Origin of the sequence: Pararobbsia alpina, assembly GCF_902859895.1 — a bacterium.
GTDB classification, from domain to species: domain Bacteria; phylum Pseudomonadota; class Gammaproteobacteria; order Burkholderiales; family Burkholderiaceae; genus Pararobbsia; species Pararobbsia alpina.
On sequence record NZ_CADIKM010000007.1, the window covers coordinates 226,273 to 246,076 of the forward strand.

At 61.4% G+C, this 19,804-nt stretch carries 17 protein-coding genes and 1 tRNA gene; 9 read left to right on the forward strand and 9 right to left on the reverse strand.

The window, feature by feature from the left end; genetic code table 11:
- The first annotated feature begins 119 nt into the window (after nucleotides 1-119).
- Nucleotides 120-1,325 carry a DUF3734 domain-containing protein gene (locus HV670_RS10815; RefSeq protein WP_175104781.1) on the forward strand — a complete coding sequence of 402 codons (1,206 nt, stop codon included), beginning with the start codon at nucleotides 120-122 and terminating at the stop codon, nucleotides 1,323-1,325.
- A gap of 98 nt (nucleotides 1,326-1,423) precedes the next feature.
- On the opposite strand, the gene HV670_RS10820 is transcribed toward HV670_RS10815, so the two are convergent.
- Nucleotides 1,424-2,623: an amino acid aminotransferase gene (locus HV670_RS10820; protein ID WP_175104782.1), complete on the reverse strand. Its 1,200-nt coding sequence runs from the start codon at nucleotides 2,621-2,623 to the stop codon at nucleotides 1,424-1,426.
- 164 nt (nucleotides 2,624-2,787) lie between these two features.
- On the opposite strand from HV670_RS10820, the gene uvrB reads away from it, so the two are divergent.
- From uvrB to HV670_RS10845, 5 genes are all read left to right on the forward strand, one after another.
- A complete protein-coding gene (gene uvrB, locus HV670_RS10825; protein WP_175104783.1) occupies nucleotides 2,788-4,869 on the forward strand; it encodes an excinuclease ABC subunit UvrB in 2,082 nt (693 codons plus the stop codon).
- A gap of 220 nt (nucleotides 4,870-5,089) precedes the next feature.
- On the forward strand, nucleotides 5,090-5,650 hold the full coding sequence (locus tag HV670_RS10830) for an iron transporter (RefSeq protein WP_175104784.1): 561 nt from the start codon (nucleotides 5,090-5,092) through the stop codon (nucleotides 5,648-5,650).
- A gap of 14 nt (nucleotides 5,651-5,664) precedes the next feature.
- On the forward strand, nucleotides 5,665-6,000 hold the full coding sequence (locus tag HV670_RS10835) for a cupredoxin domain-containing protein (RefSeq protein WP_175104785.1): 336 nt from the start codon (nucleotides 5,665-5,667) through the stop codon (nucleotides 5,998-6,000).
- A 22-nt stretch (nucleotides 6,001-6,022) separates the two neighbouring features.
- Nucleotides 6,023-6,859 (forward strand): FTR1 family iron permease, encoded by an 837-nt coding sequence (locus HV670_RS10840; RefSeq protein ID WP_175104786.1) that lies wholly within the window; start codon nucleotides 6,023-6,025, stop codon nucleotides 6,857-6,859.
- Nucleotides 6,856-8,265, forward strand: a complete 1,410-nt coding sequence (locus HV670_RS10845) for a 4Fe-4S binding protein (protein WP_175104787.1) — start codon at nucleotides 6,856-6,858, stop codon at nucleotides 8,263-8,265. Before HV670_RS10840 ends, HV670_RS10845 begins: the two co-directional genes overlap by 4 nt.
- Before the next feature lie 346 nt (nucleotides 8,266-8,611).
- On the opposite strand, the gene hemP is transcribed toward HV670_RS10845, so the two are convergent.
- From hemP to HV670_RS10860, 3 genes are all read right to left on the reverse strand, one after another.
- Complete coding sequence (gene hemP, locus HV670_RS10850; protein WP_425511411.1) at nucleotides 8,612-8,827, reverse strand: hemin uptake protein HemP; 216 nt, start codon at nucleotides 8,825-8,827, stop codon at nucleotides 8,612-8,614.
- 121 nt (nucleotides 8,828-8,948) lie between these two features.
- On the reverse strand, nucleotides 8,949-9,431 hold the full coding sequence (locus HV670_RS10855; protein WP_175104788.1) for an SRPBCC family protein: 483 nt from the start codon (nucleotides 9,429-9,431) through the stop codon (nucleotides 8,949-8,951).
- Nucleotides 9,432-9,522: 91 nt separating this feature from the next.
- A complete protein-coding gene (locus HV670_RS10860) occupies nucleotides 9,523-9,924 on the reverse strand; it encodes an OsmC family protein (protein WP_175104789.1) in 402 nt (133 codons plus the stop codon).
- 341 nt (nucleotides 9,925-10,265) lie between these two features.
- Between HV670_RS10860 and HV670_RS10865 the strand changes: the two genes are divergently transcribed.
- The gene (locus HV670_RS10865) at nucleotides 10,266-11,309 is read left to right on the forward strand and encodes a LysR substrate-binding domain-containing protein (protein WP_175104790.1); all 1,044 of its coding nucleotides are present in this window, start codon (nucleotides 10,266-10,268) and stop codon (nucleotides 11,307-11,309) included.
- Between the two features lie 419 nt (nucleotides 11,310-11,728).
- Here the strand turns inward: HV670_RS10865 and HV670_RS10870 are convergent, their stop codons facing one another.
- The 5 genes from HV670_RS10870 to HV670_RS10890 all read right to left on the reverse strand — a co-directional run bounded on the left by HV670_RS10870 (nucleotide 11,729) and on the right by HV670_RS10890 (nucleotide 16,317).
- Nucleotides 11,729-11,977, reverse strand: coding sequence for a (2Fe-2S)-binding protein (locus HV670_RS10870; protein ID WP_175104806.1), 249 nt, complete (start codon nucleotides 11,975-11,977; stop codon nucleotides 11,729-11,731).
- Between the two features lie 224 nt (nucleotides 11,978-12,201).
- On the reverse strand, nucleotides 12,202-13,089 hold the full coding sequence (murI, locus tag HV670_RS10875) for a glutamate racemase (RefSeq protein WP_246257207.1): 888 nt from the start codon (nucleotides 13,087-13,089) through the stop codon (nucleotides 12,202-12,204).
- 16 nt (nucleotides 13,090-13,105) lie between these two features.
- Nucleotides 13,106-13,588, reverse strand: coding sequence for a bacterioferritin (bfr, locus tag HV670_RS10880; protein ID WP_175104791.1), 483 nt, complete (start codon nucleotides 13,586-13,588; stop codon nucleotides 13,106-13,108).
- A 115-nt stretch (nucleotides 13,589-13,703) separates the two neighbouring features.
- Nucleotides 13,704-15,227: a fumarate hydratase gene (locus HV670_RS10885; protein ID WP_175104792.1), complete on the reverse strand. Its 1,524-nt coding sequence runs from the start codon at nucleotides 15,225-15,227 to the stop codon at nucleotides 13,704-13,706.
- 199 nt (nucleotides 15,228-15,426) lie between these two features.
- Nucleotides 15,427-16,317: a DMT family transporter gene (locus tag HV670_RS10890; protein ID WP_175104793.1), complete on the reverse strand. Its 891-nt coding sequence runs from the start codon at nucleotides 16,315-16,317 to the stop codon at nucleotides 15,427-15,429.
- Nucleotides 16,318-16,609: 292 nt separating this feature from the next.
- Between HV670_RS10890 and acs the strand changes: the two genes are divergently transcribed.
- Both acs and HV670_RS10900 read left to right on the forward strand, forming a co-directional pair.
- Nucleotides 16,610-18,592 carry an acetate--CoA ligase gene (acs, locus tag HV670_RS10895; protein ID WP_175104808.1) on the forward strand — a complete coding sequence of 661 codons (1,983 nt, stop codon included), beginning with the start codon at nucleotides 16,610-16,612 and terminating at the stop codon, nucleotides 18,590-18,592.
- Between the two features lie 149 nt (nucleotides 18,593-18,741).
- Nucleotides 18,742-18,831: transfer RNA gene (locus HV670_RS10900), tRNA-Ser, on the forward strand.
- Nucleotides 18,832-19,804: the final 973 nt, after the last annotated feature.

The following is a 19,804-nucleotide window of genomic DNA, read 5'->3' on the forward strand; positions in this document are numbered from 1 at the left end:
CTTCCACACGGGGGGGATCCGCGCCCTGCGTGGGTACATCAGACCGCCGGCAGACGACCTTGCGGGCTCGGACGGAACACTCTCTTGCGGACTCGGAAGCAACACTCGGAGGGCATGGAATGGCGGGCTCGGCTAACGGTAACAATGGCGGTAACGGTGACGCGCACGGTGATGGCCGGATCAGGTTGCCGGCTTACGAAACGGTTGCGCTCGTACTCCAGGGTGGTGGTGCGCTTGGGGCGTATCAGGCAGGCGTCTACCAGGGCCTCGAGGAATCGGGCATTCAGCCGACCTGGATCGCCGGCATTTCGATCGGTGCGCTGGATACTGCGCTGATCGCCGGCAATCCGCCCGAGCGACGCATCGAGCGCCTGTGTGAGTTTTGGGAAACGGTGTGCACACCGGCTTATGGGCCGCCCCTGCTACCTTTCATCGAGCAGGCACTGTTTCACTCGAACGAGGTCATCCGCAAGGGCTTCACGGCGTGGCAGGCGATGCAGACGGTCCTTGAAGGGCAAAAGGGTTTCTTCGTCCCTCGCATGCCGCCGCCTTCGCCGCTGTCGAGCGGCGATCCGGCCACCGCAAGCTGGTACGACACGCGGCCCTTGAAGGCCACGCTCGAAAGGCTGTGCGATTTCGATCGGATCAACCAGGGCGGCATGCGGGTGTCGGTCGGCGCGGTGAACGTGAAGTCCGGCAACTTCACCTACTTCGACAATGTGAAGCAGACTTTGCGTGCCGAGCATTTCATGGCTTCGGGTGCATTGCCGCCGGGGTTTGCCGCAGTCGAGATTGACGGCGAGTACTACTGGGATGGCGGACTGATGTCGAATACGCCGCTCGCACGTGTACTGCAGACGACGCCGAGGCAGGACACACTGGCCTTCCAGGTCGATCTATGGAGCGCGTCGGGGCCCGTTCCCGACAATCTGACGGACGTCGAAGGCCGGCACAAGGACATTCAGTATTCGAGCCGCACGCGCATGGTGACCGACATGCTGCAGCGTTCGCAACGCTTTCGCCATGTGCTGAGCGAGGTGCTCGAACGCGTTCCGGCCGAGATCCGCGAGACCGACCACTGGTGCCGGGTCGCGAGCGAGATGGCCTCCAGCAAGCGCTATAACGTGGTCCATTTGATCTATCAGGCCAAGGAGTACGAGGGCCACTTCAAGGATTTCCAGTTCGGCCTGTCGACCATGCGCGAACATTGGGAGAGCGGCCTGACCGATATCCGCCGCACGCTCGATCACCCCGAGTGGCTCGATCTGCCCGAGAACGATGCGGGGTTCGTGACCCACGACATTCATCGGGATCAACGGCCATGAAAAACACCCCAAAGGTTGGATCGGTGTCCAACTTTTGGGGTGCAGTTCAGCCGAGGCCGCGGGGCTGATCCGATCGAACGTCGTCGTCTGCCGGGCGCTTACTTCAAGACTTGCGCGATCGCGCTGGCAACGGCGTCGATGTTCTTCGTATTCAGCGCGGCGACACAGATACGGCCGGTGCTGACCGCGTAGATGCCGAACTCCGTGCGCAGGCGTTCGACCTGCTCGGCGCTCAGTCCCGTGTACGAGAACATTCCGCGTTGCTGCGCGACGAAGCCGAAGTCGCGCGTGGCGCCGACCTGCTTGAGCTTCTCGACGAGCGAGTTGCGCATCGTCCGGATGCGCTCGCGCATCTCGCCGAGTTCCTGTTCCCAGCTTGCACGCAGTTCGAGGTTGCCGAGCACGGCCGCCACGATCGCGCCGCCGTGGGTCGGCGGGTTCGAGTAGTTCGTGCGGATCACACGCTTGAGTTGCGACAGCACGCGCGCCGATTCATCCTTGCTCGAGGTCACGATCGACAGCGCGCCGACGCGTTCACCGTAGAGCGAGAACGACTTCGAGAACGAGCTCGAGACGAAGAAGTCGAGATCCGCATCCGCGAACCAGCGAACCGCCGTCGCATCGGCATCGATGCCGTCGGCGAAGCCCTGATAGGCGATGTCGAGGAAAGGCACGAGCTGCCGCGCCTTGGCGACTTCGATGATCTTCTTCCATTGCTCGGGCTTCAGATCCGCGCCGGTCGGGTTGTGGCAGCAGCCGTGCAGCACGACGATCGTGCCCGCGGCGTAAGACTCGAGCGCGCCGATCATGCCGGCGAAATTGACGCCATGCGTGGCCGGATCGTAATACGGATAGTTCACGACCTCGAAGCCGGCGCCTTCGAACAGCGCGCGATGGTTTTCCCAGCTCGGATCGCTGATGGCCACCTTGGCGTTCGGATTCAGGCGCTTGAGGAAGTCCGCGCCGATCTTCAGTGCACCGGTGCCGCCGAGCGCTTGCGCGGTCAGCACGCGGCCCGCGGCGATCAGCGGCGAGTCGTTGCCGAGCAGAAGCTTCTGGACCGCCGAGTCATAGGCGGCAATGCCGTCGATGGGCAGGTAGCCGCGCGGCAAGGCGGCGTCGACGCGTGCCTTCTCAGTGTCGCGGACCGCCCGCAGCAGCGGAATCTTGCCTTCGTCGTTCGTGTAGACACCAACGCCCAAATTCACTTTCGTTGGGCGGGGATCGGCATTGAAGGCTTCATTGAGGCCCAGGATCGGGTCGCGCGGGGCGAGTTCGACGGCGGAAAACAAGGTCATTTGCCTGCTCGGATGAGGTTTGGGTAAGAGGTGGCGAAGCGCGTCAGATGTGCGGCTCAACAGGTTCTGAACCCGGTTCCCGACTATATTGAGCGAACCGGCTAGAATAGAGAATTCGGCCCTTTCTGAGTGCAACCGCATTCATTCTAGCGAAGATGACCGACATGTGGGAGAGTGATGCCGCGCTCGACGAGTCCCGGTTCGTCAAGTTTGACGCGTCCCCTTATCAGCTGTACCAGCCGTTCCCGCCCGCGGGCGATCAGCCCACCGCGATCGACACGCTCGTGGAAGGCATCGAGGATGGCCTGTCTTTCCAGACCCTGCTAGGCGTCACGGGTTCGGGCAAGACTTTCACGATGGCCAATGTGATCGCGCGGCTCGGACGGCCGGCAATCGTGTTCGCCCCGAACAAGACGCTCGCGGCCCAGCTGTACGCGGAGTTCCGGGAGTTTTTCCCGCGCAACGCGGTCGAGTATTTCGTTTCCTACTACGACTACTACCAGCCGGAAGCCTACGTCCCGCAGCGCGATCTGTTTATCGAGAAGGACTCGTCGATCAACGAGCACATCGAGCAGATGCGGCTCTCGGCGACCAAGAGCCTGCTCGAGCGGCGCGATACCGTGATCGTGGCGACCGTGTCGGCCATCTACGGTATCGGCAATCCGAGCGAGTACCACCAGATGATCCTGACGTTGCGCCAGGGCGACAAACTGGGGCAGCGCGAGATCATCACGCGTCTGATCGCGATGCAGTACAGCCGCAACGACACGGACTTCCAGCGCGGCGCGTTTCGCGTGCGCGGCGACACGATCGACATTTTCCCCGCCGAGCATGCCGAAATGGCTGTGCGCGTGGACTTGTTCGACGATGAGGTCGACTCGCTCCAGCTGTTCGACCCGCTGACCGGCCGCATCCGCAACAAGATTCCGCGCTTCACCGTCTACCCTTCGTCCCACTATGTGACCCCGCGCGAGACCGTGATGCGCGCGATCGAGACGATCAAGACCGAGTTGCGGGAGCGGCTCGAGTTCTATCATCGCGACGGCAAGCTCGTCGAAGCCCAGCGGCTCGAGCAGCGCACGCGCTTCGATCTCGAGATGCTTCAGGAGCTGGGCTTCTGCAAGGGCATTGAGAACTATTCGCGGCATTTCTCGGGCGCCGCGCCCGGGGAGCCGCCGCCGACCCTTGTCGACTACCTGCCGCCGGATGCACTGATGCTGCTCGACGAGTCCCATGTGCTGATCGGCCAGCTCAACGGGATGTACAACGGTGACCGTGCGCGCAAGGAAAACCTGGTCGACTATGGCTTTCGGCTGCCGTCCGCACTCGACAACCGCCCGCTTAAGTTCGACGAGTTCGAGCGGAAGATGCGCCAGGCCGTCTTCGTCTCGGCGACGCCGGCGGAATACGAGAAGCGGACCTCAGGCCAGGTTGCCGAGCAGCTCGTGCGGCCGACCGGCCTGGTCGACCCCCTCATCGAGGTGAGGCCCGCGCACACGCAGGTCGACGACGTGCTCGCCGAGATCAATGAGCGCGTGGCCGCCGGAGACCGCGTGCTGGTCACGGTGCTGACCAAGCGGATGGCCGAGCAGCTTACCGAGTTCCTGGCGGACCACGGCGTCCGGGTCCGCTATCTGCACAGCGACATCGACACCGTCGAACGCGTTGAAATCCTGCGTGACCTGCGGCTTGGCACCTTTGACGTGCTCGTCGGGATCAATCTGCTGCGCGAAGGGCTCGACATCCCCGAAGTCTCGCTCGTTGCGATTCTCGATGCGGACAAGGAAGGCTTCCTGCGTGCCGAACGTTCGCTGATCCAGACCGTCGGCCGGGCGGCGCGCAATGTGAACGGCAAGGCGATCCTCTACGCGGACCGGATCACCGACTCGATGCGGCGCGCGATCGACGAGACCGAACGCCGCCGCACCAAACAAACAGCCTATAACCTTCTGCATGGCATCACGCCGCGAGGGGTCGTCAAGCGCATCAAGGACCTCATCGATGGCGTCTACGACGCGACCGAGGCCAAGTCGGAACTCAAGGCCGAGCAGGAACGCGCGAAGTACGAGGACATGAGCGAGAAGCAGCTTGCGAAAGAACTGAAACGCCTTGAGAAGCAGATGATGGATCACGCCAAAAATCTCGAATTCGAAAAGGCGGCGCAGACCCGGGACCAGCTCGCCAAACTGCGCGAGCGCGTGTTCGGGGCCAATGTGGGCGATGGTTCGCTCGCCGGCACGCCATAGTTCCTGCAACGGTGCGGGGTGGCGCGCCCAGCCGGGTGCGTCCGTTTTCCGGTAGACCATTTTGTAATGGATGTTTTCGCTCCAACGGCCGAGAACGGTGATAGACTTCCAGTTATTGAGAATTGTTCGCATTAACGTTCTTTGACGCATATAGGTTTACGGAGAACGTTGTCGCGAACGTGCTTAACGCGTCGTGGGACGGCGTGAACTGGGAGTGAAAATGAAGTTAAAAGCAAACCAAGCCCGCTTGACCGGTGCTGTCGTGGCAGGGCTTTTCGCACTTGCATCGTGGAACGCATCGGCTGCCGAGTATCCGATCGGTAAGCACGTGATCCAGGGCGGGATGGAAATCGGGGCCGTATATCTGCAGCCGATCACGATGGATCCCGAAGGCATGATGCGCAAGGCTTCGGATTCGGACATTCACCTCGAGGCCGATATCCACGCGGTCAAGGACAATCCGACGGGCTTCGCCGAAGGCGACTGGATGCCCTATCTGCAGGTGCGCTACGAGTTGACCAAGGTCGGTACGACGCAGGCCGTGAAGGGTGACATGATGGCGATGGTCGCGAACGACGGGCCGCACTATGGCGACAACGTCAAGCTGTTCGGGCCGGGCAAGTATCACTTGAAAATGTATGTCGAGGCACCGATGCAAACGGGCCATATGGCCTTTGGTCGTCACGTCGACAAGGAAACCGGTGTAGGTCCCTGGTTCAAACCGATCACGCTTGAATACGATTTCCCATTCGCGGGCGTGGGCAAGAAGGGCGGGTACTGAAGTATGGAGCCGTCATGAAAGTGAACCAGAAGTTGGCGCTGCTGGCACTGACCGCGACATTGTCCGGCGTTGCCCATGCGGAAGACTTGCCGACCTTCAAGTTGCAGATGGCCAACGGCAAAGTATCGCCGACGCGAATCGACGTGCCGGCCGGGAAGCGGATCAAGATCGCGATCACGAACTCGGGTACGAGTGCCGTCGAGTTCGAGAGCGTGCAGTTGCGCAAAGAGAAAGTGCTCGCACCGGGTGGGGAGTCCTTTGTGGTGATCGCGCCGCTCGATCCGGGCGAGTACAAGTTTTTCGACGATTTCAACCAGGCCACGGGCCAGGGCGTGATCGTCGCGAAGTAGTTATTCAGAGTCGAGGAAGCCGATGGGACAAATCCTTTTCATCGTATGGCGTGAAAGCGTCGAAGCGCTGTTGGTAGTGGGTATTCTTTACGCATGGCTGCGCAATGGCGACGCCGTCGCGAGAAAGGGATTGCCCTGGCTATGGGGCGGCGTCGCGGTCGGAGTGCTGGCCGCGGTCGCACTGGGTGCGGCGATTGTGTTGTTCACCGAGGCGATGTCGAGCGACGCGCAGGACTATTTCCAAATCGCCATGGTGCTGATTGCCTGCGTGCTGGTCGTCCAGATGGTGCTCTGGATGCGTCATCACGGCCGTACGCTCAAACGCGAGATGGAAGCCTCGCTCGCGGAGCGCACGCGCAATGCGAACTGGTGGGGCATTACGTTGCTTGTCGCGCTGGCCATCGCACGCGAAGGCAGTGAGACAGTCATCTTCCTGTATGGGATCGGGCTGGGTCAGAACGGCCATGTCAATGGCTCGCAGTTGCTCGCGATCGTGCTCGGCCTCGGGCTTGCATTGCTGACGTTCTATGTTCTGCAGCTCGGGGGCAAGATATTTTCGTGGCGCCAGTTTTTCCGCGTCACGGAGATCATGCTGTTCTTTCTTGCGGCGGGCCTGTTCGAAACGGGTATCGACAAGCTCATCGACAAGGAGATTCTGCCGGCCGGACGTACGCTCTGGGATAGCAGCTGGCTGCTTGACGATTCCCATCCGTTCGGCGGTCTCGTCGCGACGCTGACCGGTTATCGCGCGCATCCTTCGATGACCAATCTCGTTGCCTATGGGGTCTATTGGGCGGTGCTTTGGGCACTGAGCCGCTATATGCGCCCAGCGGCCAAGACGCAGCAACGGCCGGCATGAGTTCGGTCATCCACCAGCCAGTCTTGCGAGGCGGGCGCCTCGCAAGACTCGGGCATTGGATGCAGCGAAACGCGAAGGCGATCCGCGCCATCCAGTGGGCGGTCGTGCTCGTTTACGGGATCCTGATCATCGTGCCCGCCGTCACGCCGCTGCCCGGCGATACGGCGCATCTCTGGAACAATCTGACGATCTTCGCGCAGTTCGTGTTCTGGGGCATCTGGTGGCCCTTCGTGCTGTTGTCGATGGTGCTGCTCGGGCGGATCTGGTGCGGGGTGCTGTGTCCGGAGGGAACGCTGTCGGAGTTCGCGAGCAAGTACGGCCGCGGCTGGGCGATTCCACACTGGATGCGGTGGGGCGGCTGGCCTTTCGTCGCGTTCGCGTTGACCACGGTCTATGGTCAGATGGTCAGTGTCTATCAGTACCCGAAGGCGGTGCTGCTGATCCTCGGCGGCTCGACCGCCGCGGCGATCGTGATCGGTTACCTCTACGGGCGCGAGAAACGCGTCTGGTGCAAATACCTGTGTCCGGTCAATGGCGTGTTTTCACTGCTTTCCCGCCTCGCACCGTTTCACTATCGGGTCGACGAAGAGGCATGGCGCCGGTCCTACAAGGAAGGGGAACACGGCCATCGCGTGATTCCGATCAACTGTGCGCCCTTGGTCCCGCTGCGCAATATGAAGGGCAATGCGGATTGCCATATGTGCTCCCGCTGCAGCGGTCATCGCGATGCGATCGAATTGAGCTTGCGTTCGCCGTCGACCGAAGTGGTCGTTTTCGGCGAAAAGCAGGCGAACCCCTGGGACACCGCACTGGTGCTCTATGGTTTGCTCGGCATCGCCATCGGCGCATTCCACTGGACGGCCAGCCCCTGGTTTGTCGTGATCAAGCAATGGGCGGCCGGCTGGCTGATCGATCGCAACATCCTGTGGCCGCTCGACACGAACGCGCCGTGGTTCCTGCTCACGCATTACCCGGACCATAACGATGTGTTCTCGTGGCTCGACGGTGGGCTCGTCGTCGGCTATATCGTTGCGACCGGGCTGGTCTATGGAACCGCGTTGCTGGCCCTGCTTGCGCTCGGTACGCGGATACTGGGTCCCTGGCGTTTCAGGCGTCTTCATCATTTCGCGCAGGCGCTGATTCCCCTCGCGGGCGTGGGGGTGTTCCTCGGCTTGTCCGCGACGACGCTTTCGATTCTGCGTGCCGAGCATATCAACCTCGGTTGGGCGAGCGACGTCAGGCTGCTGATCCTTTCGATTGCCAACGTATGGAGTGCGTGGCTTGCGGTGCGCGTGGTGGGTCGACATGCGACGAACTGGGTTGCGCGCGTGGGTGCGTGGGCCTGCTTTGTCGCCGCGCTGGCCGTGGTCGATAGCGCGTGGTGGTTGATGTTCTGGCATTGGTAAGCCACGGGCGCGGAGCGCTTGGGGCATAAACTTGGGGCATAAAAAATCCCCGCTAGCGAACGATGTTCCTAGCGGGGATTTTTTGTTGTTTGAACAAGTGCAGCAATCCTCCGTCAGGGGGGAGGATTGCGCGGACGGCGTAGCCGTCCTCTTTGACGCTCAGTGCGACCTCTCGATCGAGGGAGTGAACGGCTTCGCGTGGGAACGAAAAAAATGGCATGGCTTGCGGATCATGACGGATCGCCAACTGCACGAAGGGGTCTAGTCTTGCGTGAAGGCGGGTCACGTGGGCTGGCTAGCCAAACACCTCGTTAAGAGGTGGTCCCCACAATACTCGGTACGACTTTTACTTCGTCAAAATCAGCTTGCCGGCGCGTGTCGTGCGCAGTTGGTAGCACTGACCATTATGGTGGATGTTCACCGTGACTTGGCCTTGCAACAATGCCGCGCTGTTGAGTGCCTTCGGACCGGTCAGCGTCGGTGCGCCGCCCGTGTCGACTCGCGCCATTGGCGCGCGAACGCGCAACGTGGGACGAGATACCGGATTCCTCGACGGGTTCATGATCTGGCAGCTCCTTGCTTGCGATAGGTTCTATAGTAATGAGAACGATTCGCGTATTCAAGTGGCAGATTTCAATTGGAGTACACGGCCGATAGCTTTAGTAGTAAAGGGCCGTGCCGTCCTAGTGCAGCGCGTCCGGCAGGTCGCCCGTGTGGGCAAACTGGCGGATCAGCCGGACCGTGTCGATATCCGCTTCGCGGTAGGCGGACTTGACGATTTCCAGTGTCTGGCGCTCGTCGGTTCCGCTCGGCTCGGGCAGGGTGGTCGAGTATTCGAAGCGCAGGAACAGCTGCAATTCGTCGGGGGCTTCGATGGTCATGGTCAACGTGCCGCCGACATGCGCTTCGGTCGGCGCGATCTCGTAGCGGACCCGCTCGGTCGGCGTCAGCGTGACACGATCGCGTACGGTCGCGACGCCGTAGTCCAATTCGCGCTCGAGCGTGTCACCCTCGCGTTTCAGGATCGTGCAGTTGTCGAGCCCGGCCACGAACAGCTGCGGCCGTTCGACGCGCAGCAGCAGGCCTTGCCATACCTGCTCGCGCGTCAGCGGATCGAGCAGGGGATTCAGCGGATCGTTGATCTGGATCAGATGTTCAAAATTCAAGGGTACGACTTCCTCTATCAAGCTTGGCGACCAGGCCCTGCGCATGCGCGGCCCGCTCGCAGTTTGTCCTGCGGTTTGTCCAGCCACCGTCTCAAGCGCCGGCAGTCAGGCTCGTGCGGATGTCGATCGGCCGACTGAGGATCTTGTGGACCGGACACGCATTGGCGACCTGCAGCAGCCGTTCGCGTTGCGTATCGTCGAGCGGGCCATGCAGGCTCACTTCGCGATCGATCGTGGAGCCGTCCTCGCCGGTCGCGAGGAATAGCTTCACATCGATATGCTCGAGCGGCCAGCCTTTGCGTTCAGCATACATCTTGACGGTGATCGCGGTGCAAGCCCCCAGGCCCGAAAGCAGCAATGCAAACGGCGCGGGGCCGCTGTCGCCGCCACCGGCCGAGATCGGCTCGTCGCCCAGCCATGTGTGTTGCCCATCGCCTAGCGAGACCCGGTAGTTCGGGCCCGTGAACACTGCACTGACCTGGGTAACGTCCATCCCACGCTCCATGATGTTAGCCGACTCGTATTGTGACGCAGTTCGCCGTGGCCGACGCGCGACAGATCGCCGCTGTGAGGACGGCGAGCGGGAGCGGCGTGCGTCGGGCACGGGCTCGCGATGCCGGAACGTGCCGCATGACCGGGATGGGGCATATCATAGCGACGATTGCAAGGTGGATACAGGGCGGCCCGCAGCCCGCCCACCGACGAGGTGTCGTTCGCCGGGGGGCGGTACACGGCTACAAGAATAATGAAGGCTATTCGAAAGAAATGAACAAGCCTGTGGCCCGCTCGATTGACAGGCCGAGCGTGTTGTTTCCTCACGGATCTGGATGAACTATGGACTGGCAGAATCAGGATCTGAACGACTTGATGTACTTCAGCCAAATTGTCGACAACGGCGGGTTTTCAGCGGCGGAGCGTGTGCTTGGCGTATCGAAGTCGCGGCTGTCGAGGCGGCTGTCCGATCTCGAGGCCAAGCTCGGCGTGCGTCTGCTTCAGCGTTCGACGCGTCGTCTCGCATTGACCGAGGCGGGCCGGGTATTCTACGAACATTGTTCGGCGATGCTCGCCGAGGCGCGCGCTGCGCTCGAGACCGTCTCGCAGTTGCGGGCGGCCCCGCGTGGAACGGTTCGCGTGTCATGCCCGGTGACGGTGTCGCATATGTTTCTGTCGCCGATGCTGCCAAGGTTTCTGAGCCAGTACCCCGAGGTCAAGATTGAAGTCGAGGTGACCAACCGCGTGGCCGACCTGTACGAGGACGGTATCGACGTAGCGCTGCGGGTGCGCTCTGAACCGCCTCGCAGTGAAAACGTGATCGTGCGGCCGCTGATGACCACCCATCAGTTGCTCGTTGCTGCGCCTTCTCTGCTTGAACGGCTCGGCAGACCTCAGTCTGTCGACGACCTCGGCCGTTTCGATACGCTGGACCTGCCTGTCGAGGACGGCCGCCACGTGTTCCACCTCGAAGGCCCGAATGGTGAGCGTCGCGATATCGTGCACACGCCGCGCCTGGTCACCGCCGATATCGGCTCGATCTTCGCCAGCTTGCAGGCGGGCATCGGCATCGCCGTGCTGCCCGAGATGAATTTCGCACCGGCCATGTCGGACGGATCACTTGTACCCGTTCTGCCGGGCTGGTCGTCGCCCAAGCCGAATTTCCATGCGGCGTTCCTTTCGCGGCAAGGGCTCGCGCCTGCTGTACGCGTATTCATTGATTTCCTTGTCGAGGCTTTCCGCAATCCCGATGTCCCAAAGTGTTTTCGCAACGAGGACGGGGAGGTCGATGAGTCGCGGATGAACGAGCGCGAACAGGCGCTGCATCGCGAACATCTCGCAGCACGATCAAAGTTGGAAAAAGGCGTCCACCGCACAGTGGGCTAGGGATCGAGCCGCGCTTCCTGCCACGTGGTCGGCCATGCCTGAATGCGTCGTGTAATCCTTCATTTATTCCATTTGCGCCCGCCGCCACATGACGGATAGTTCTTTGGCGCGCTCGGGATCGCTGGCTATATTGGAGACTCACTTTTGCAATGGGGGTGCCCGTGCGGAAGAGAATGGCCGCTATATCTAGCGAGGCCAATAGGGCAGACGGCGCCAACCGTGTCGACGACGGGCAACGCTGACGGAAACGGTGTATGTACTCCTTCAGGTCACACACTGCTTTCGAGCCCGAATGCGCCGTGTGCGCAAACACAAAGGCCCCCGCCTAGCGGGGGCCTTTACTTTGTATGGTAGGGGTTTGGAGCGAGAAGCTTTGCCAGGGCGAACCCGTGTGATGCCGTTGAAGGCCCGTCGAAGTGTCAGGCGGCTTCGCGTTCGAAAAAGCGGATGGGCGAAAGGCCTTCCTTCGATGCGGCAACCTGAGCATGCGGGCATCCACTTGCGCAGACGCCGCTTTCTTCAAGCACGGCGCGAACGTGACCTTCACACTTGCCACAGCAAAGCGAAACACCCAATTCGAACTGCAATTCTTCAAAGGACTCAAGGCCTTCTTGAATCGCACCCCGGATATGGCGGTCGGATACGGACTTGCACACACAGACAATCATGCTATCGACACTCAACGGCAGTAATGCGAATTATTATTATTCAGTTCCGCAACCCGGGCAAGCATCCACGCGTCGTTTTTTGTAACAGGACGGCAGTAGGGGCATTAAGTGGAGCGCGAGTCGTCAGCCCACTGTCAGTATTCAGTACCGCACGTGGGTAAGTATTCAGACTTTCTTTTGAATACAGGGACTTGCTTGCTCGAATCGCGCTGATTGCGAGAGAATCAGGCCGATGCAGCGGACGGAGCCGACTCCTCGGGCAGCGTGCGTCGCGACGCGATGGAAAGCTGCTCGACTGTCGTTTTGAGATTCAGAAGGCGGTGCGCCACCGCCTGAAGCTGCCGGCCGTCCCCTGTCGAACACAGGCGCGTCTGGATGGGGTGCTCCGAGGGAGTCAGCAGATTGCGCTCTTTGAGCAGCCGTGCCAATTGCTGGGCAATCGCGGCACTCGTATCGATCAGCGCGAGCCGGTCGCCCGTGGCGCGCTGGATCGCCGTATCGATAAACGGGTAGTGGGTGCATCCGAGCACGAGCGTGTCGGCGCCCTCGGCGAGCATCGGTGCGAGATAGCGTTCGAGCAAGGCGCGCAGTTCAGGCGAATCGGTCTCGCCGCGTTCAATCGCCTCGACCAGACCGTGTCCGGGCTGGCAGATGAACCGGCAGCGACTCTGGTGTTCGGCAAGCAGGCGCCTGAACTTCTCGCTACGCAAGGTGGCGGCCGTTGCCAGCACCCCGGCGACTCCCGACACCGAACGCGTGGAAGCCGGTTTCAGTCCGGGTTCCACGCCGACCACCGGCACGGGCGCCCATTCACGCAGCAGATGGACCGCCTGTGCGGTGGCCGTATTGCATGCGACCACCAGGGCCTTGGCGCCCTCGCGAAGCAGCCACTCGCCGATTGCGTTCGAACGATCGGCGATAAAGTCGTCGTCGCGTTCGCCATAAGGCGCATTACCCGAGTCGGCGACGTAGACGATGTCCTCGCCAGGCAGGAGAGACTGGACCGCGCGCAGCACGGACAGCCCTCCAAGACCCGAATCGAAAATGCCGATCGGGCCGGCCGGGTCGAGCACGACAGGCGCGGGAGCGCGAACGTGATCAGGCGTGGTCAACGGAATTCTGCGCCGATCAGGAATCGGTGAGCGAAGTCATACCCGACTGCTGATAGTTTTGCAGGCCGACCTTGTCGACGAGATCGATCTGCGTTTCGAGCCAGTCGATATGGTCTTCGGTATCCTGCAGGATCGTCACGAAGATCTCGCGCGACACGAAATCGCGTGCCGACTCGCAGTAGGCGATCGCGTCCTTGCAGGTTACCTGCGAACCCTGTTCGAGCTTGAGGTCGCAGTTGAGGATCTCGAGCGTGTCTTCGCCCACGAGCAGCTTGTGCAGGTCCTGGAGGTTCGGCAGGCCGTCGAGCATGAAGATCCGCTGGATCAACATGTCCGCGTGCTTCATTTCACCGATCGACTCGTCGTACTCGTGCTTGCCGAGCTTGTCGAGGCCCCAATGCTGATACATCCGCGCATGCAGAAAGTACTGGTTGATTGCCGTCAACTCGTTCTTGAGTTGCGCGTTCAGAAATTCAACGACTTTCTTGTCACCTTGCATATTGCCTCTCCTAGCTATCGCGGATCTTACGAACAGGCCATCAAACAACAACATAGACGCAAATCAGCACGTCCGACGGAATAGGTCTTATTTCATTGGACGTGCCGAGCTGCCGTCAGGCTGTCGCGACTGGAATCTTGCCGATTTTCGCCTGCCACTCCTTGGGCCCCGTCTGGTGGACCGAAGTGCCGGCCGCATCGACGGCCACCGTGACAGGCATGTCATAGACATCGAATTCGTAGATCGCTTCCATACCGAGATCTTCGAACGCGACGACCTTGGCCGAACGGATCGCCTTCGACACGAGGTAGGCTGCGCCGCCGACGGCCATCAAATAGGCCGCCTTGTGCTTGCGGATCGACTCGACCGTCGCCGGGCCACGCTCGGCCTTGCCGATCATCGAGATCAGGCCGGTTTCGCCGAGCATCATGTCGGTGAACTTGTCCATTCGCGTCGAGGTTGTCGGGCCCGCGGGGCCGACCGCTTCGTCGCGCACCGGGTCGACGGGGCCGACGTAGTAGATCACGCGGTTGGTGAAGTCGACCGGAAGTTTCTGGCCTGCGGCGAGCATGTCGGCGATGCGCTTGTGGGCCGCATCCCGGCCCGTCAGCATCTTGCCCGACAGCAGTAGCGTCTGGCCCGGCTTCCATGAGGACACTTCTTCGCGCGTGAGCGTGTTCAGGTCGATTCGTGCGCTCGTCTTCGTATTCGGTTCCCAGTTGACTTTTGGCCAGGCGTCGAGCGGCGGCGGGTCGAGCTTGGCGACGCCCGAACCGTCGAGCGTGAAATGGGCGTGACGCGTCGCCGCGCAATTGGGGATGATCGCGATCGGCTTGCTCGCCGCATGCGTCGGTGCCGACATGATCTTCACATCGAGGACCGTTGCCAGACCGCCGAGACCCTGCGCGCCGATACCGAGCGCGTTGACCTTCTCATACAGTTCGATGCGGAGTTCCTCGGCCCAGTCCTTCGGGCCACGCGCGATCACGTCCTGAATGTCGATGGCCTCCATCAGCGATTCCTTCGCCATCAGCATCGCCTTCTCGGCCGTGCCGCCGATGCCGATGCCGAGCATGCCGGGGGGGCACCAGCCCGCACCCATCGTCGGCACCGTCTTCAGCACCCAGTCGACGATCGAGTCCGACGGATTCAGCATCGCGAGCTTCGACTTGTTTTCCGAGCCACCGCCCTTGGCAGCGACCTGGATGTCGATCTTGTCGCCGGGCACGATCTCGTAGTGGATCACGGCCGGCGTATTGTCCTTCGTGTTCTTGCGCGCGCCTTCGGGCGGGCTCACGATCGATGCGCGCAAGACATTGTCGGGATGCGAATAGCCGCGTCGCACCCCTTCGTTGATCATGTCGGTCAGGCCCATTGTCGCGCCGTCCCAGCGCACGTCCATGCCGAGCTTGACGAAGATCGTGACGATGCCCGTGTCCTGGCAGATCGGCCGCTTGCCTTCCGCGCACATGCGGCTGTTGGTCAGGATCTGCGCGATGGCGTCTTTCGCGGCGGGGCTCTGTTCGAGCTCGTACGCACGGCCAAGCGCCTGGATGTAGTCAAGCGGATGGTAATAGCTGATGTATTGCAGCGAATCCGCAATACTCTGGATCAGGTCTTCCTGTTTGATGACGGTCATGACGATTCTGCTTGTGAGGAAGGCCGCGCGTATCGGCTGCAAGCCGCCGCAGGGCGAGTTCTTTTGGGCTATCGGGTCGTAGACGACCGGTTCAGGCGCGAGCCGGCAGAAAACGCGTGATTGTACCGTGCCGACTTTTGCTGCGCAGTCGCACTTGCCGCTGACGGTGGGTTGAGGCGAGGCACGACATGAGGTGTTTTCAAGAGGCCACCGGCGGCACATTCCGCGGCCGCATGCTGGCGATGGCCACGCCGGCGACCACGCAGGCGAGCGCGATCCCGTGCGCCGCGGTCGGACGTTCGCCGAGGAAGGCGATACCATAAGTTGCCGCCGCGACCGGCAGCACGGCCGTGAAGACCCCTGCCAACTGTCCGGGGACATGGCGGATGCCTTTCATCCAGAGCCAGAACGAGAAGATGCTTGCCGACAGCGCGTACCAGACGACCAGCGCCCACATGTGGAGCGGCACTGTCGCAAAATCGAAGCCGATCAGCGAGACGATTCCGAAGGGAAGCATCAGCAGCAGGCCGAAGCCGTGCGTGTAGGCGCAGATATCGATCGGAGACAGCGTCTGCGTGAGCCTTCGGGACAGAATGACATAGGTTGACTCGCAGAAGACCGCGCCGAGTACCATGAGGTTGCCGATGAATGATCCGCTGCCCGTCTCGCCCGATTCCCGCGCGAGCGTGACGACGATCACGCCGACGATCGCAAATACGATTGCCGCGATGGCGCGCGGGCCGGGCCGCTCCTTCAGGACCACCCAGGCGAGCAGCGCGACGATCGCGGGAATCGTGCTCGTGATCACGCCGGCGGCGACCGCGCTCGTGCGCTGCACCCCGCCGAGCATCAGCAGGGTAAACAGAAAGGTGCCGAAGAACGCCTGCAGGAACAGGTTGATCCATTCGCCGCGCGACACCCGCCGCATTTTCGCGGGGCGATAGAGCGGCGAAAGCACAGCGACTGCCACTATGAAGCGCAGCAACGCGAACAACAGGACCGGCACGACGACGACGACCGACTTGCCGATGCCGACGTTGCTGCCCACGAGGAGCATGGCTGCGATCAGGAACAGGACATGACGATTCAAGGCAATACCCGGTTAAACGAAGTACACAGATCGGATACGATTGTAGGGGGAGCCCCTGCGTGGGTCTACCTGACCAAACGGCCAGCATTGCCTGAGTACGTTGATCGCGTGAGCCGCTCATGCGCATCCGGCCTGGCCATTTGGCAGAATGGCGGTATTGCAGGTTAGTGGAGACAATGGCGGCGGCCAGGTCAACTGGCGGTTGCCATCCGGATGTGCGACCGGATCCGATCCGGTCGCGGGCCGTTACGCCCAGGGCGGGGCGGCGTTCAATTCAAACAAGGGGCAGTGGATGTCTGCAATCGAATCGACTCTGCAAGAGCATCGTGTTTTTCCGCCGCCAGCGCATGTGGTTGCCGGCGCCGCCATTTCGGGGATGGATGCCTACCTCGAACTCGTGGCTGAGGCGGAACGCGACTATGAAGGTTTCTGGTCCCGGCTCGCCCGCGAGCAGCTCACGTGGCAAACGCCGTTCACGAAGGGGCTCGATGAATCGAATGCCCCTTTCTACAAATGGTTCGAGGATGGCAAGCTCAATGCTACGTACAATTGCCTCGACCGCCATATCGAGGCGGGGCTTGGCGAACGCACGGCGATCATCTTCGAAGCCGATGACGGCGCCGTGACGCGTGTCAGCTACGGTGAATTGCTCGATCGCGTGAGCCGGCTCGCCAATGGGTTGCGCAGCCTCGGCGTGAAGGCTGGAGATCGTGTCGTGATCTACATGCCGATGTCGGTCGAAGGCGTCGTCGCGATGCAGGCGTGCGCGCGGATCGGCGCAACGCATTCGGTCGTGTTCGGCGGGTTCTCCTCGAAGTCGCTCCATGAGCGGGTCGTCGATGCCGGTGCCATGGTCGTGATCACCGCCGACGAACAGATTCGCGGCGGCAAGACGCTTCCGCTCAAATCGATCGTCGACGAGGCGCTTGCGCTCGAAGGAAGCGACGTCGTCAAGCACGTGATCGTCTATCGCCGTACGGGCGGCAAGGTCAGCTGGAACGAATCGCGCGACATCGACCTGAAGACGCTCGTCGAAGGCCAGTCGAACGTTTGTGAACCCGAATGGGTCAGCGCCGAGCATCCGCTGTTCATCCTCTATACCTCCGGCTCGACCGGCAAGCCGAAAGGCGTACAACACAGCACGGGCGGCTATCTGCTGTGGGCGGCGCTGACCATGCGCTGGTCGTTCGACATCAAGGCATCGGACGTGTTCTGGTGTACCGCCGACATCGGCTGGGTCACGGGTCATTCCTACGTGGCCTATGGACCGACCGCGGTGGGTGCGACCCAGATCGTGTTCGAAGGCGTGCCGACCTATCCGAACGCGGGCCGTTTCTGGGACATGATCCAGAAGCACAAGGTGACCGTGTTCTACACCGCGCCGACCGCGATCCGTTCGTTGATCAAGGCTTCTGATGCCGATGCGAAAGTCCATCCGCGCAGCTTTGATCTTTCGTCGCTGCGGATTCTCGGCACGGTCGGCGAGCCGATCAATCCCGAGGCATGGATGTGGTATCACGCCGAGGTCGGTGGTGGCCGATGCCCGGTCATCGACACGTTCTGGCAGACCGAGACGGGTGGCCATGTGATTACCCCGCTACCGGGTGCCACGCCGCTCGTACCGGGTTCGTGTACCTTGCCGCTGCCGGGCATCATTGCGGCGGTCGTGGACGAAACGGGTGGGGACCTGGTGAACGGGCAGGGCGGGATACTCGTGATCAAGCGTCCTTGGCCGTCGATGATTCGCAATATCTGGAACGATCCTGAACGGTTCAAGAAGAGCTACTTTCCCGAGGAGCTTGGCGGCCGACTCTACCTTGCCGGCGATGGCGCGGTGCGTGATGTCGATCGTGGCTACTTCACGATCATGGGTCGTATCGACGATGTGTTGAACGTCGCGGGTCACCGGATGGGGACGATGGAGATCGAGTCCGCGCTGGTGTCGAATCCGCTTGTTGCGGAAGCGGCGGTGGTGGGGCGGCCTGACGACACGACCGGCGAGGCCATCTGTGCGTTTGTCGTGCTCAAGCGTGGACGGCCGACCGGCGAAGAGGCGACCAAGATCGCGAATGAACTTCGTGCTTGGGTGGCGAAGGAGATCGGTCCGATCGCGAAACCGAAGGACATCCGCTTTGGCGAGAACTTGCCGAAGACGCGTTCGGGCAAGATCATGCGGCGCTTGCTGCGTTCGCTGGCCAAGGGCGAGACGATCACGCAGGATGTGTCGACGCTGGAGAATCCGGCGATCCTGGAGCAATTGGGCGAGGCGAAGTAGGAGGGTGGGGCTGGTACAGGAGTGCTGGCTCTATCGAGATAACGAGCGTTGCGGCGGGAGGCTCGGGTGAGCTTGTCGCCGCAATTTGTTAATTGCTTCACGTATGACTGTCGCAATCGCGATGGATGCTGCTATACTCTGCGGTTCACGGAGAGATGGATGAGCGGTTTAAGTCGCACGCCTGGAAAGCGTGTATAGGGTCAAACCTATCCGGGGTTCGAATCCCCGTCTCTCCGCCAAAGCATCAATGAAAACGCGCCTCTTGGCGCGTTTTTCGTTTCCACCCGCCAAAGAACCCACCATTGCTCGAAGTGCTGTCGAACAGAGAGCGGCGCGGCATGGGAACGCAACTATGACGGTTACGGATACAGAAGCCGTCACCTTTACTCTCGCCGTCCCGCGCTTGCCTGCACCGCCCCTTTGACAATTCTCGTCGCCCATCAAAGAGTTAGCGTTTGGGATGGCGCCATCCTGCAATACAGGACGGCTTTGGGCTGGATGTTAAACCGTTGAAAGCGTATCTTGGTTGTACTCCCCGCAAATGCCCCGACTTGGAGGTCGCCGTGAAGAAGCTCCTTTGCTTGTTCGTTCTTGCGTGCGCGACGCTGGCTATCAGCGCGCCGGCTAGTTATGCCTGTGACGACGGTAGTCAGAGCAACCAGAGCGGTGCTGGAAAATAGCCCCATCGCCGTCAGCCAAGTTCTGTGCTGACGATAGGTCCGCCGGTCGACAAAACGTGAGTCGGTGTCCGCTCAGAGGTTTTTGAGCGGAGTTCGACCGCGAGGGCGACCATGTCAGGATTGCGTCGCTCTCGACACAAGTGAACCCGACGGATTGTCCATTGTGGAGGCGCTATTTGATGTGCCGCCGGCAGGGGGGCGTTCGCCCAAAACCCGCGGCAGCACACGCTACGAAGTCGATAGAGGCAACCCTCCCTACCCAACTTGCCTCCGGCCTCGCGCCATATATGCAACGACTGCATTAGTCCATCTAAAAATGAAATTGGATTCATTTGTCGAAGCAAAATAAGATGGCTGGTATTCACCAATGCCAGCCAGGTCCACGCGTCATGTTAGTAAAAACAATCACTTCGGAGCTTGCGCGCCGCGAGCGGACTCCGCTGGCGATATTGACCGCAGTCACGCTCCTGACGGGTCTCGGCGCCGGTCTCGGCGGCATGCTGCTCGCGTTGCTGCTTCACTGCATTCAGCA